The 13,885-nt window shown below is 45.9% G+C and carries 9 protein-coding genes; 4 read left to right on the top strand and 5 right to left on the bottom strand.

Annotation, left to right across the window (positions count from 1 at the left end; genetic code table 11):
• Positions 1-12 precede the first annotated feature (12 nt).
• Positions 13-2,133, top strand: a complete 2,121-nt coding sequence (locus ACU52_RS07035) for a choice-of-anchor J domain-containing protein (protein WP_147630805.1) — start codon at positions 13-15, stop codon at positions 2,131-2,133.
• 128 nt (positions 2,134-2,261) lie between these two features.
• Positions 2,262-4,829 carry a T9SS type A sorting domain-containing protein gene (locus ACU52_RS07030; RefSeq protein WP_147630804.1) on the top strand — a complete coding sequence of 856 codons (2,568 nt, stop codon included), beginning with the start codon at positions 2,262-2,264 and terminating at the stop codon, positions 4,827-4,829.
• Between the two features lie 529 nt (positions 4,830-5,358).
• Here ACU52_RS07030 and ACU52_RS07025 read toward each other — a convergent pair.
• Entirely contained in the window at positions 5,359-7,473 is a 2,115-nt protein-coding gene (locus ACU52_RS07025) for a VapE domain-containing protein (RefSeq protein WP_082335197.1), read from the bottom strand.
• A gap of 373 nt (positions 7,474-7,846) precedes the next feature.
• Here ACU52_RS07025 and ACU52_RS07020 point away from each other — a divergent pair, with 373 nt between their 5' ends.
• Together ACU52_RS07020 and ACU52_RS07015 are read left to right on the top strand one after the other, a co-directional pair.
• On the top strand, positions 7,847-8,206 hold the full coding sequence (locus ACU52_RS07020) for a CidA/LrgA family protein (protein ID WP_021854674.1): 360 nt from the start codon (positions 7,847-7,849) through the stop codon (positions 8,204-8,206).
• Positions 8,203-8,895 carry an LrgB family protein gene (locus tag ACU52_RS07015; protein WP_021854673.1) on the top strand — a complete coding sequence of 231 codons (693 nt, stop codon included), beginning with the start codon at positions 8,203-8,205 and terminating at the stop codon, positions 8,893-8,895. The genes ACU52_RS07020 and ACU52_RS07015 overlap by 4 nt, the downstream gene beginning before the upstream one ends.
• 183 nt (positions 8,896-9,078) lie before the next feature.
• Here ACU52_RS07015 and glmM read toward each other — a convergent pair whose 3' ends face one another.
• The 4 genes from glmM to ACU52_RS06995 all read right to left on the bottom strand — a co-directional run bounded on the left by glmM (position 9,079) and on the right by ACU52_RS06995 (position 13,301).
• Positions 9,079-10,464 (bottom strand): phosphoglucosamine mutase, encoded by a 1,386-nt coding sequence (gene glmM, locus ACU52_RS07010; protein ID WP_053398269.1) that lies wholly within the window; start codon positions 10,462-10,464, stop codon positions 9,079-9,081.
• A gap of 3 nt (positions 10,465-10,467) precedes the next feature.
• The gene (locus ACU52_RS07005; RefSeq protein ID WP_021854671.1) at positions 10,468-11,106 is read right to left on the bottom strand and encodes a BamK family beta-barrel-assembly machinery protein; all 639 of its coding nucleotides are present in this window, start codon (positions 11,104-11,106) and stop codon (positions 10,468-10,470) included.
• Between the two features lie 148 nt (positions 11,107-11,254).
• Positions 11,255-12,280 (bottom strand): DHH family phosphoesterase, encoded by a 1,026-nt coding sequence (locus ACU52_RS07000; protein ID WP_021854670.1) that lies wholly within the window; start codon positions 12,278-12,280, stop codon positions 11,255-11,257.
• Positions 12,281-12,389: 109 nt separating this feature from the next.
• Complete coding sequence (locus ACU52_RS06995; protein WP_021854669.1) at positions 12,390-13,301, bottom strand: sugar phosphate nucleotidyltransferase; 912 nt, start codon at positions 13,299-13,301, stop codon at positions 12,390-12,392.
• Positions 13,302-13,885 lie beyond the last annotated feature (584 nt).

The raw sequence follows: 13,885 nt of genomic DNA, 5'->3' as shown, positions 1-13,885 counted from the left end.
AAAAGTACCATTATGAAGAAAATTTTATTCTCCATGCTTGCAGTTTTGGCTATTATTTGCGCCAACACATCTGCGTATGCTGCAGACAGCGGCTCAGCATCAACCGTAAACAGGAAAATGTATGGATACTTTAACTACAACGGAGCTCTGGCAGGTGCTTACGGCTTTTGTTCATTAAACCTCAATGATCTTTCAAAAGCTGACGTAATATATCCTTATGGAAACATGAAGAGCATCTATTCGGGAGCTGCCGTAGACGACGTCTTCTATGCATACGAATATGTCTACGACTCATTTATGGGTCCTCAGAACGGCGACTTCATATCATACAATATAACGACGGGCCGTTACACCGTGCTGGGTTCGGAAGGACTTGCCGCACAAGGCACTAACTTCAAGACACAGGACATGACCTATGACTACAGTTCTAAGACAATGTACGCAATAGGTTTCTATCAGGGAGAATCGGCCCTGTATAGCGTCAACCTTAAAGACGGTATGCTTACAAAGGTTACAACGCTGCAAAAAACTCTTGGCGTAATTGCTGCCGACATGGACGGAACATTATATGGCGTAGGCGCCAATGACGGCGTGCTGTATAAGGTGAACAAAAATGACGGTTCGGTAACAAGAATATTGCAGACAGGTTTCGGAGGATTGTCACAGAATCAGACAATGGAATTCGACCATTCTACTGGTCTTCTGTATTGGGCAGCATGCTCATATGATTATGATCAGGGTATACAGACATATATGCTGTGCATCGACCTGACATCTGAAAATGTAACAATGAAGAATCTCGGACAGATTGGCATCAACTCATCATTCATGGCTCTCTACATCCCGTTTGCTGAAGGCGGAGACAACGCTCCTGCTGAACCTGCAGAATTCACAGTTACACCAGGAGAGAAAGGTGCAAGGACAGCACACATGACATGGAAAGCTCCTACAACTTCTTTCGGCGGCGAGACATTGGCTGATGCCGTTACAGGTTATGTGATAGAGCGTAACGGAGAAAAGATTGCAACTCTGGAAGCTAATGCAACGTCTTATGACGACACCAGTATTGATGCTGACGGCGACTACGCATACGTTATTTACGCTGTAAACAAGGCCGGCAACGGCGGCAAGGCCCGCGCAACGGTATTTGTAGGCAACGACATGCCTGGACAGGTATCTAACATGAAATTCGTCGTAGGCGAAGGATGTGCTTCAGCCAAGCTGTCATGGGACGCACCTACACAAGGCTTTAACGGAGGATATTTCTCTCCAGACGGACTGACATATAAGATTGTGCGCCAGCCGGACAACAAGACTGTTGTTGAAAACCTGAAAGAAACCACGTTCACAGACGACCAGATGACACGTATCGGACGCTACACATACGTCATCTATGCATGCAACGAATATGGTGAGACAGCTGCAAACATGCCCGAAGCCTATGTACTCGGCAAGGCAATGACTCTGCCGATGTCACAAGACTTTTCAAACATGACATATTTTGAAAATCAGTGGATGGCTTACGATGCCAATAAAGACGCATACAGCTGGACATATACATCTGAATGGGGTCCGCTGCAGTTTGACGATACTACACCATGCGCTGAATACATTGTTAACCCCGGTATCGAAAACTACGGAAATGACGCCGACGAATGGCTGATAAGTCCTCCGCTCGAGTTTAATGCCGCAAAGAGCTACAAGATCAGAGTGAAGATACGCTGCACAGCCGAAGAGAAACTGCAGTTCACTTTGGGCAGCAACAACGTTTACACAGAACATGCTATGTTTGATGAATTTACGTTCAAGCCGCAGTTGAATGAATCAGGCGACAACTGGATTTACTCTGAGTATGAGTTTAACGTTCCGGCAGGAACAGACGGAGCGCGCTGTATAGGTATACACCTCGTAAGCCCGTATCCTGTAAATGGTATGTCTTATTTACAGATAGCAAATGTAACTGTCGAAGAAGGTGTTGCATCAGGAATCAAGCAGACAATAAATTCTGATGAAGCAAAGAACGACAACGACATATATACCATTGACGGACGCTTAGTGCGCACCGACGGCAGCCTTAAAGGCCTCACAAAAGGCATATACATCAAGGGCGGCAAGAAATATGTAATAAGATAAAAACATTTCCAGACGCCATACATATAATATTTGCAGCATGGGATATTGCCCGGGGTGATTTATCCCATCGAAACGGCAGACAATAACCCATGCTGCAATTCTTGTTTAACACTTAAAACCTTCTGTTTATGAAAAAGCATTTATTCACAACAATATTGCTAGCTGCAATGTCAGGCTTTGCCATCGCACAAGACTCGCCCGAAACAGCGATAAACCTGCGTGTCGGTTATAACGAATATACGCCTGACACAAAAGATGAAGTGGATGTCTACTGGAAATACACAGCTGAAGAGAACAGTATACTTACGATTGAGGCAACCAGCATCCAGCAATTAACGGCATTTGAACTCGACGGCACCGAACGGGTTAACGTAAAGCCTGCTCAAGGCGAACAATTTACCATACAAAATTATCCGTTGGAGGCAGGCAGCACAATTTACTTTCAAATGCCTGTATATGGCGGCTACAAGGCAACATTCGACCTGAAAACTACTCCTTTACCGGATTTAGGCAAAGGTCATACCGAGGATGACCCTATGCCTATCTCACCCGAAAACAAGTATTACATGGGAAACCAGTATGTATTTTCTGATCAAGTTTTCTATGCCACTTACACGGCAGACAAGGAAGGTCTGCTTGTCATGACCTCGTCTACAGCCGTAATGGGAATTACTGTTGAAGGCTCTATTGGTCTCAAATTCGATCCGACATTCGCCATCGACCGCGGTACACAACATCAATGCAAGATGCCGGTAGAAGAAGGAAAGACATATCTGATAAGATTCGACAACTATTCTCCTTTCATACTTGACGTAACATTTGAAGACGCTGAGCGCGGCTCACTCTACATGCCGTTCCGGCTGAAAGAAGGCGACAACACTGTTCCTGCAGCAGCCGGTACTTATTACTACATATACTCAAACGAAAGAACCGGATATGGAGTTGTCAGCAGCACAAGCGAACTTCCTGGAGGACAAGTTAAGATTTTCCCGGAAGACAAAAGTCTTATTGAAGCCGGATATACTTTGGCCACATCAGAAGAAGGCAGCTTCAACACACGCTGGGAAATGCAGGAGCCAAACACTATATATTTCGTATGTGTAAACAAAACTGAGGCTACGGCTGAAGAGCAGATTATGACTTTTGCATGCGAAGACTATAAAGCAGGAGACAAAGAGTCGAACCCGATTGTAATCAGTGAAACTCCATCAGAAATCACAACAGAGGCGTCTAACAAGACAACATTCTATGCGGTAGATATTCCGGCACAGTCGAACAAAATTCTTGATGTGAAGGCTGTTTCTGAAATACAAAGCGGATACACTAAGGTTGAAATTTATCCTAGTGGGAACAGTTATAACAGCATTTCCGGCAATAATGCCGTATACACACAGGTCAGCGGAGGCGAGCAGGGCCAGCGCTATATCATCAAATGGACTTCAAGCGAAACAGAACCTATCACATTCAAAGTTTCAATGGAGGACATAATGCAGGGAGACATCATCACCGATCCTCTAACAGCCGTGAAAGGTGAAAACACTGTTGAAAACAAGAACGGATACATCAAGTATTATAAGTATACAGCCACAATAACCGGCAAACTGTATTTCAGCGGACCGTCTAATATGTTTGTTTCATTCCCGAAGGGCACCGGCCCATACGATGGTTCTTATTCTACTACTAGAGACGAAAATATGGCATACGTGCTTGAGATTCTTGAGGGAACAACATATCTCATTAAGATAGACGGAGCCTTGGACGGACAGAAGTTCACCATAGAAGAAAAAGATTATGATCTCGGAGAGGGACGCACTAACCCGATAATAGTAGACGGCGACACATACACATTCGGAGACGAAATACCAAGAAATCTATGGCTGCAATACACAATGAAGGAAGACGGCGTTCTGACTATCGAAAGCAACAAGCCTTACAATGATATGGGCTATGACGAAATTTATTACTGCAAGGGCAAGGACGGTGAGCCTGTAGCAATATCAGGACCAGATACCGACGGTTCTACTATTTACCATGTAGACCTTTCGGCTGCAGCAGGCGACATATTCCTTGTAAATGTCAAGATAACAACAGCGTCAAAAGGCAACAGTGTGTACTTTACCGAAAGAGAATTCAAGGAAGGCGAATCTGTCAATACGGCTATCGAGCTTAAAGACGGAGAGGCCGTAGAACTACCGGAAGTTGAGGCAACAAAACCGTTATGGTATGTCGTTCCGCTTGAAGAAGGAGAAGTTACTGTTACAACCAACGCTCCGTTTATGACCAACCCTGTATGGTTTGCCAACGAAGAAGATGCACTCAACGGAACTAATGGAGTTGTAATGGAATTCCAAAACTCATTCGACGAGGATTACAATATGCTATGCACTTGGAAAACCACTGTCACTACTCCTGGCAAGCACTATATAAGAGTAGACGAAGCATACACAGGCATCAGCATGACACTTACAGGACCGGTAAGCACTAACATATACCAGATGAACGATATGCAAGAAGGCATAACTGCAGGTAAAGGCTACATCAATGTCAGCGCTGCTAATATGCCGATTGCTATTTACAATGTTTCAGGCGTAAAAGTGGCTGAAAGCAATGTTGACGGCAACTGTACCTTCAACCTGAACAACGGTATATATATTGTAAAAGTAGGAAACTTGGTAAAAAAAGTTTTAGTTAAATAATAATGGGGATTTTCACATCATAGAATGTGGATATAGTAAAAGCAGCGCCTGTCTTTCCAAAACGGAAAAGACAGGCGTTTTTTTCATCATAAATTATTGACTTTCAAACGTTCTGATACGTATCATTCCGTATTGCAAAAGCATAGGTTTTAGAATGCGAAAGGTGGCCTTTTACATTACGAAAGGGCACTTATCATATTGCCAACGCATATAATAAAAATGTTTTTCTTAAAAAACTCATCACTCGTCACAATTGGGCATAACTTATTTATCTACAACGATTTACAGTGTGACGAGTTGACTTTTCAACTCATCACACATGCATATTTGGTCAACCAAAAACAGGATTAATTATGCTCAGAAACTGTTGTTTGTCTGAATTCTGCATTATAAAAACATCAATAAAAGCCTGAAAAAGCTGAAAAACAGATAGTGTGATGAGTTGACTTTTCAACTCATCACACTATAACCACCTGACAGCAAGCATCTTAGAGCAGGATGTGACGAGTGATGAGTTTCTAAAGAAAAATTATTTTTCTATTTGCTCCACGATATAACGCACTCCGGTGCGCGTGTGGCGCCTGCTGAAACCTAGCCGCTTCAACGTTATGCCTACACTTTTATCAGACAACCCTGACAATGGCAGACGCGGATAGGCACGGCAGACTACGGACACAATGTCGTCAACAGACATCTCATGCCCTGCCCCATCGGCTTCAGGAATGCGGAAGAGACGGGCTACGGCCGAACCAAAATCAGAAACACGCATGAAGCTTATGTTGTCGTCCATCAGGCGTTCAGTAGCTGCTGCATTGAGATAACACAAAGCGCCGCCACGTATTTCGCTTATAATCTGGGCATAAAGCTGCTGATAATCAACAGCCGAAGTGAAATCAATGTTGCCCGTAACTGCCACGCACACAAACCTTCGGCTACCGGTAAGGTCGGTCAAAGGATGTCTGCTGTTGGTTGTGGCTATGAAACTTGCATAACGGCGTTCAGTTGAAAAATTGCTGCGATATGCCTTCACGGCTGTTACTTCACTCTTTGAAATGATGTATTTAATCAGCGGCTGTCTACTGGCCGAATAGCGGTCGAACTCATCGATGTTGATAAGGGCAAAGGATGACAGGCCACGCATCAGCGTGTTGTCGTTGCGGAAGTCGATACGGTCGTTGTAATAGGCGCGGAGCTCTGGCGGCAATATAATCTTGGCAAACGACGACTTGCCACAGCCCTGACTGCCAATGAGCAGTGGAACAAGGTCGTTGCCGTGCATGACATCCAGCCCCATCCAGTGAGCAACCATTGAGCGCATCCATACGCTGAAGTATTCCGGCCAACGGGAATTGTCGGTAGGAACACGCAACGCAAAAGCCCTTAGGCGGTCGCATCCGTCCCATTCAGGCAATGAGTCAAGCCAATGGTTCAACGGATCAAAATCAGAAACGAGCGTAGAATTCACGCGTTCCTTGATGTCGCGGGCCCACACCCTGATGCCCTCGCGCTGAGCCTTCACAGCTATGGTGTTGATAACTTCCTGCGTAACCGGCCTGTAATCGGCATCGCAAGCCCCGATGTGCTTATACTGCACCACACCCGTAAGCACATTGCGGCGCATGACATAACGTGTACTGAAAAAATTATCAAGTTTCATGGCCTGAAGCCGGGGAACCTCGACATACCTCAACGGATTAGGATTATCTTCTGCCTGACGATATGCCTGCGCAAAAAACAACTCAACCAGGCCGCGCTCTACATTAATCGTGCCAAGGTTCATTGTGCGGTCAACACACATCTGCTGCGGCAAACCTGACTTACGGCACAGGTATGCCAGCTTCTGTATGGCACTTTCAGCATAATAAGGGTCGTCCTGATTAAGTCCAGAATCGAGCACATGGTTCCAACAGCAATAAAAGATATAGCGATAAGCCTCTGAAGACGATTTGCCCGGAAGAGGCGACTCATCGGCTTCAAAATCGTGCGAACAGCATACATTAAACGTGTCATATACATCATTCTCACACACAATCAATGTCAAAGCCTCACGATTGTAATAAATGCCGGCATCGGCACTCATAAGGCACATAGCCTCGGCAGTGCCTGTCTGCATAGATATTTCGGTCTTTAGCTGTGACGAATGTATATAATGCAGAAGTCTGTACCCCTTTGACATTAGCCTGCGCCAGGCCTCCGTATCGCATGGAACAGTGCCGTCGGTCTGCGAAATAGAACAAACCACAATGACAGACAATCCATTCGCACCGATAAAAGCCAACATTGTGTATGGCTGGCGCGATGCAACGCGCCGTATGCGCACAGCCTCATCAAAGCTCTTTAGCCCTGCTATCTCAATGAAAAGCAGTCCGTTGCGTCCGACTACAATTCTTTTGCCGTTGCGGCGCTTATATACGGAAGAGAAACAAAGGCGCGGAATGCGGTTGTCGGCTGTCATTACATCGCTCCGGGAACATGAGACTGGCTTGCCGGAAGACAGCAACGGACTATAACAGCGATAGTCTGACAAAGCACCGGCATAGCGTCCCTGCCTGATCATAACCACCAACTCGTCCAACTCACAATTAGCAATAGTCTCCCTGTTAAGGAAGTTCTTAAACAAACTTACTTTAAATGTATTATTCATGATATAAGAAATTATTTGTTATCCTTGCCGCAAAAATACAACATCAGAAAAGCGATTGCAAATTTTATCTATATCAAAAACACGCTAAAGTTCTAATAAGTCAGCAGTCGCAACAGTCTCCCCGCACACAGGAACTCATCCACTGCAGCATAAGCAAACAAACAAATCAACAAGAAATGACCATAACTGATACTGCAAATATGGAAACTGAGATTAAATCAAAAACATGCAATCAGATCAAGCAAATATACGACAAACTGTAAGCAGCATAAAAAATGAAGGAACAAAAGTGTTAACAAATTTGTATATCAGTTAAAAACGATATACCTTTGCACCCCGTTAGGTAAAAAGATTATTTGTTTTAAAGGTTATGATGATTAGACAATTGGCCATATTGTTTGGCTGTCTCGCATTGGGTGAGCTGATAATATGGCTCACGGGCATACCTTTGCCGTCGAGCATCCTGGGCATGCTAATTCTTACTCTTCTGCTGAAGCTGAAGATAATACGTCTGGAATGGGTAAAGACCATATCAGACTTTCTTGTAGCAAACATCGGTTTTTTCTTTGTTCCGCCCGGCGTTGCCATTATGCTCTATTTCGACATTATTAAGGCTGAATTCTGGCCGATAGTAATCTCAACGGCCATATCCACGGTAATTGTACTGGCCGTAACGGGATGGGTTCATCAGATTTATGGAAAAGCAGTAAACAGGAAAGGAGGCGACCAATGAGCTATCTGTCAAACGAATTTTTTCTTATCGCCCTCACGTTCGGCAGCTATTTCTTCGGAAAGCTGCTCCGCAAATGGACCCATTGGACAATAATGCACCCCATTCTGGTGAGCATCTGCGTGCTGATAGCCTTTCTGAAGATATCAGGCGTAAAATACGAAACATACAACACGAGCGGACACATGATAGAATTCTGGCTTCAGCCTGCCGTCGTGGCGCTTGGCGTACCGCTGTATCAGCAGCTTGAAACGATAAAGAAACAGTTTCTGCCGATACTTATGTCAGAGCTTGCAGGCTGTCTGGCAGGCATTATATCGGTAGTGCTTATAGCTAAAGCGCTCGGTGCGTCGAAGCCGGTGATTATGTCGCTCGCACCAAAATCTGTAACCACGCCTATCGCAATGGAAGTTACGAAGAGCATCGGCGGCATACCGTCGCTTACGGCAGCCGTAGTGGTGTGCGTAGGTCTGCTGTGTGCGGTGGCGGGCTATAAGACAATGGGATTTGCACGCGTAAACAGCCCTGTGGCACAAGGTCTGTCTATGGGAACGGCGGCACACGCCATGGGTACGGCAACATCAATGGACGTGAGCAAGGTGCACGGAGCCTACGCAAGTCTTGGACTTACGATCAACGGCATCCTGACCTCACTGCTTACGCCGTCAATTCTGCCGCTTATGGGCATCTGATTTTACACTTACTTTCTAACATTCATAAAATGCAGACGGACAACAGCCGGAAAGATACATCTAACGCTGTTGTCCGTTATTTTTTTGTATAGAAGTAAGATCGGCCTCAGATATTTTAGCTTATAAAAATACATCCGGAGCCACAGCCCCGGATGCATAACAAAGATTATAATCAATTCTATATTATTTCTGCATGTCGTAAACCACCTGCATTATCTTCTTGCCCAGTGCGTCAGCCTCCTCCATTGATGAAGCCTCGCTATAGACACGGATAATCGGTTCAGTGTTAGACTTGCGCAGATGCACCCACTTGTCGGGGAAATCAATCTTAACGCCGTCAACATCGTTTACCTGCTCGTTGCTGTACATCTGCTTAACCTTATCGAGTATCGCGTCAACATCGGTTGAAGGAGTAAGGTCTATGCGGTTTTTGGCTATATAATAATCAGGGAATGTTGCGCGAAGCTCGCTTACCTTGCAACCCTTATGAGCCAAAGACGACAGGAAAAGGGCAATGCCTACAAGTGCGTCACGGCCATAATGGCTCTCGGGATAAATAACTCCGCCGTTGCCTTCGCCGCCGATAACGGCACCAACCTCTTTCATCTTGGTTGTAACGTTTACCTCACCTACGGCTGATGCAGTGTAGCAACCGCCGTGTTTCTCGGTTACATCGCGCAGGGCACGCGTGCTGCTGAGGTTGCTTACGGTGTTGCCCGGTGTATGGCTGAGCACATAGTCGGCAACGCTGACAAGCGTATATTCCTCGCCGAACATACGTCCGTCCTCACAGATAAACGCAAGACGGTCTACATCAGGATCGACAACAATACCAAGACTGAACTCGCCGCTGCGCATACGCTCCATTATACCGCCGAGATTCTTCTCCAACGGTTCCGGATTATGGGCAAAATCGCCTGTAGGTTCGCCGTTAAGTATTTCGTAATCAACGCCCAATGCCTCAAGCAATTCGGGCAGGATGATGCCTCCCACGCTATTAATAGCATCAACACATACACGGAAATGTGCCTTCTTTACAGCCTCAACATCTACAAGGCTGAGAGCCAGCACTGAGTCGATGTGGCGACGGTTGAACGAGTCATCTTTTATATAATGGCCGAGAGTGTCTATATCGGCATACTCAAAGTCTTCCTTTTCTGCAATGTCAAGCACTTCGTTGCCGGCAGCCTTGTCGAGAAACTCGCCCTCGCAGTTGAGCAACTTAAGGGCATTCCACTGACGCGGGTTATGGCTTGCCGTGATGATTATACCGCCGTCGGCACCCGACATGCGCACAGCAAGTTCTGTGGTAGGCGTTGTGGCAAGACCGATGTCGATTACATCATAGCCAACGCCCATCAACGTGCCGCAAACAACGCTTCTGACCATTTCGCCTGATATACGGGCATCGCGTCCTACTACGATCTTGCCGCTTGACGACTTGCCGCTGCGGCGGATATATGTGGCATAAGCGGTTACGAACTTTACGATGTCAAGCGGATTGAGCGTGTCGCCCGTATGTCCGCCGATGGTGCCGCGAATGCCTGAAATTGATTTAATAAGTGTCATTATTTATCTTCCCCTTTCGTAAGTTATCGTGTAATAGCAAGGATAAACGCCCGAAGAAGCATAGGCATGTCCCTGTGTGTGCGGAACGATGAGATTAACCTTGGCTATCTCGTCTCCTGCATTTTCAGGACGTCCAACCTTTATATAAGTCAACGGAACAAGCCAACCTGACGGAACTGACGTTGTGCCATAGAACATGGCCATGACGCTCTGTCCGTCGATAAACGACGCTGTAAACGATCCGCTGCTGTTTGTTACGGTCATTTTGTCAACAATAGAAGAAAAACTGAGGATGTCGTTTGTCAGCTGCAAAGAGTCGGTAAGAATGTTATATTCGGTGAAGCGGCAAAGCACGGTTGTGGTCTCGCCTTCCTTTATCTTCTCACCGCATCCCTCTCTGACAATCTGCATGTAAACTCCTGAATTCTGCATCAGCACAAACTCATTCTTGCTCACATCGGTCTTGTATCCCTGCTCCTTAAACTGCGACTCAGTTATGACAGTTATGGCCGAATCGGCAATAAATCTACTAATTGCAGCACGCTCCTTATCTTTCTGCTCTGCATAAGTCTCTGTATCATCACAGCTTATAACCGTTACGGCTGCGATAAAGGCTATGAAAGCCAAAGCTAAATTTCTCATTCTATTTTTTATAATATGTAAGTACGACTGGCAAAATTACAAAAAATACACTAATTACGCCACATCGCAATTTATAATTATGCTACTTTAACTGATATTCGGCAAATTAACGCGGATATTGCCTTTTGACAGATAAAAAAGCCGTATGTCAGAACTTGAATTCGGTTACGGCCTTCCTTACCAGTGCCTCAGCCTCTTCAACCGAGCATTCAAGGCGTCCGCCTGCAGCGTTTAGATGGCCGCCGCCGTTGAAATACTGTTCTGCAAGCTTGTTGCACGGGAAGTTATCCACAGAGCGTGTGCTCACCCACACAAGATTGTCCTTCTCGGTGTCCTGCCTGAGCGATATGCTCAGCCTCAGGCCTTTTATCTGCAGGGGCATGTTAACCAGTCCTTCGGCGTCGCCCTTGATGTAATGAAAGCGCTTAAGATCGTCGCGCGTCAGAACGAAATAGGCAGCACGCTCCTCCTGCATAACCACCATTTTCTCGTTAAGCACATAGCCGATGAGCCTCATGCGCCACTCGCTGTAGTTGTTGTAAACGTTGCGGTAGATTTTGTCTTTATCGATGCCCTTGGTAAGCAGCTGGCTTATAATGAAGAAAATCTCAGGGCGTGTTGAGTTGTATGTGAATCCGCCCGTGTCGGTCATCATGCCGCAATACAGCGGAACGGCACACTTGCGCGTCATCATGTCGAAACTGCCGAGCTGCCATATCAGGCGGAAAACCAGTTCGCACGTGCTGCATGCCTCAGGATGCGACACACACAACTCTGTGTCGATGTCGGGATTAAGATGATGGTCAACGAGAACCTTCTTTGCTGGCGAGGCAGCCAGCGTGTCTGCCATGTCGTCTGTACGTGAGAAGGTGTTGAAGTCGAGACAGAACACAAGATCGGCCGAAGCCAAAAGTCCGTCGACAAAGCTTTTATGCTTGTCGTATCTTATGATGCGCTCCGTGCCCGGCAGCCACTGCAAGAAGTCGGGATAGGCATCGGGAACGACAGCCACGGGCACCTTGCCCTGCTGACGCAAAAACTCTGCCATGCCGAGCAGCGAGCCAAGAGCATCGCCGTCGGGACTGCGGTGGCAGCAAAGAATAATATTGTCTGAACTGAGGATAAGGCTGCGGAGGCTTTCGGTCTCCGCAGCTGTAAGCAAGTTAATGTCCATTATTTATCAAAATAGGAATGTGTTTCAAGCGCGGGCATAACAACATGAGCCCTGCACTGCAACATATTGAAAAGCGGCTCAACGCCGCTGTTTGTGGCAATATTCAGTTTTAAAAAAGTTTGTTGGGATAAACGCCTTCGTCAACAAGACTCTGAATCTTGTCTACAACAGCCTGACGGTCGGCAGAATAAGTTACGCCAAACCACTTGCTGGTTGTGTCAAGCACCTTCACTGTGGCTGTCTTGTCGTTAATCAGCTTATTCACCATAAGCGGAATAAAGAACTCGGCCTTGAGGTTCTCCATGTTTTTCGGATCAGAGAGGAACTCCTTGAAATAAGCCTCGCTGTGCTCGAAATAATCGGGAGTGAATCCCCACATATTCATTGACACCGGTGTGTTGTCCTCAACTGCCACCCATTCGCCCTGCTCGTCCTTGTAGCATACAGGACCGTTTACGCGCATAATCTCAGTGCGCTCAACCACAGTGGTCAGATTGCCGGCATCATCCTTTGAGCAGATGCCACGTGCCACGGTTCCGTTGTCAGACAGAGTGTTGCCAACGCGGAAACCTACCATGGCATAATTGCCGCGGCTACCCTCGGGAAGTTCAGACAGGAACTTGCCTATAACCATGAATGCATCGCGGTTGTAGAAGTCGTCGCAGTTGATCACGCAGAACGGCTCCTTGATAACGTCTTTTGCCATAAGAACGGCATGGTTTGTACCCCACGGCTTTACACGGCCTTCAGGACAGCTGAAGCCTTCAGGCAGACTGTCGAGACTCTGGAAGCACAGCTCTACAGGCACATGGCCTTCGTATTTGCTAAGAATCTTCTCGCGAAAATCGTCTTCAAAATCTTTTCGGATAATAAAAACAATCTTGCCAAATCCGGCCTTTATGGCATCATAAATAGAATAGTCCATGATTGTCTCGCCGTTAGGACCCAGGCCGTCGAGCTGTTTCAAACCACCGTAACGGCTTCCCATTCCGGCTGCCAGCAATAATAATGCAGGTTTCATATTGTACGTAATTTTATTTTAAGGTTTAACTTTATGTCCCGGCAATGCGTGTTAAACAGTTATGTCAGGATATTGTTCATAAATAACAGAATGCAAATATACTCATTTTTTATGAAAGGCGGCGTTTTTCGTGGCGTTTTCGACATAAAAAACATTGGCAAACAAACAAGGCGTAACTTATCATGCCGTGTTCCACAAAGTCTGTTTGTAAGCAGACTCAGGAAATAACAGCGCATTGTGTCACTTTGACTTTATCACAAATTCAGCCTGAAATAGAAAAAGCGGAGCATGATTTAAGCACCAACAGGTAAAGCATATTTACAAAAGAGAGTCAAACGGCAGGTTAATTAGTGGTAAACCTATGAGTTTTTACTCAAAAACGGCACATCTGGCAACGCAAAACAAGGCTGTTTTTAGGCAAAAATACAGGCTTTTCATATCGTTTCTGAACAAAAATTGATGCACATTATTTTGGATATAAGCATAACATCTTATATCACAAGACATTGCAACTGCACACGTATTTTGCCCATATTTTCGTCCGAATGATTTTAATTTCAAAATAACGCAGTATGAGAGCGCCA

The sequence above is a fragment of the Xylanibacter rarus genome, from assembly GCF_001275135.1.
Lineage (GTDB): Bacteria > Bacteroidota > Bacteroidia > Bacteroidales > Bacteroidaceae > Prevotella > Prevotella rara.
Note: the sequence above shows the minus strand (reverse complement) of the source record. Positions and strands in the feature narration are given on the sequence as shown.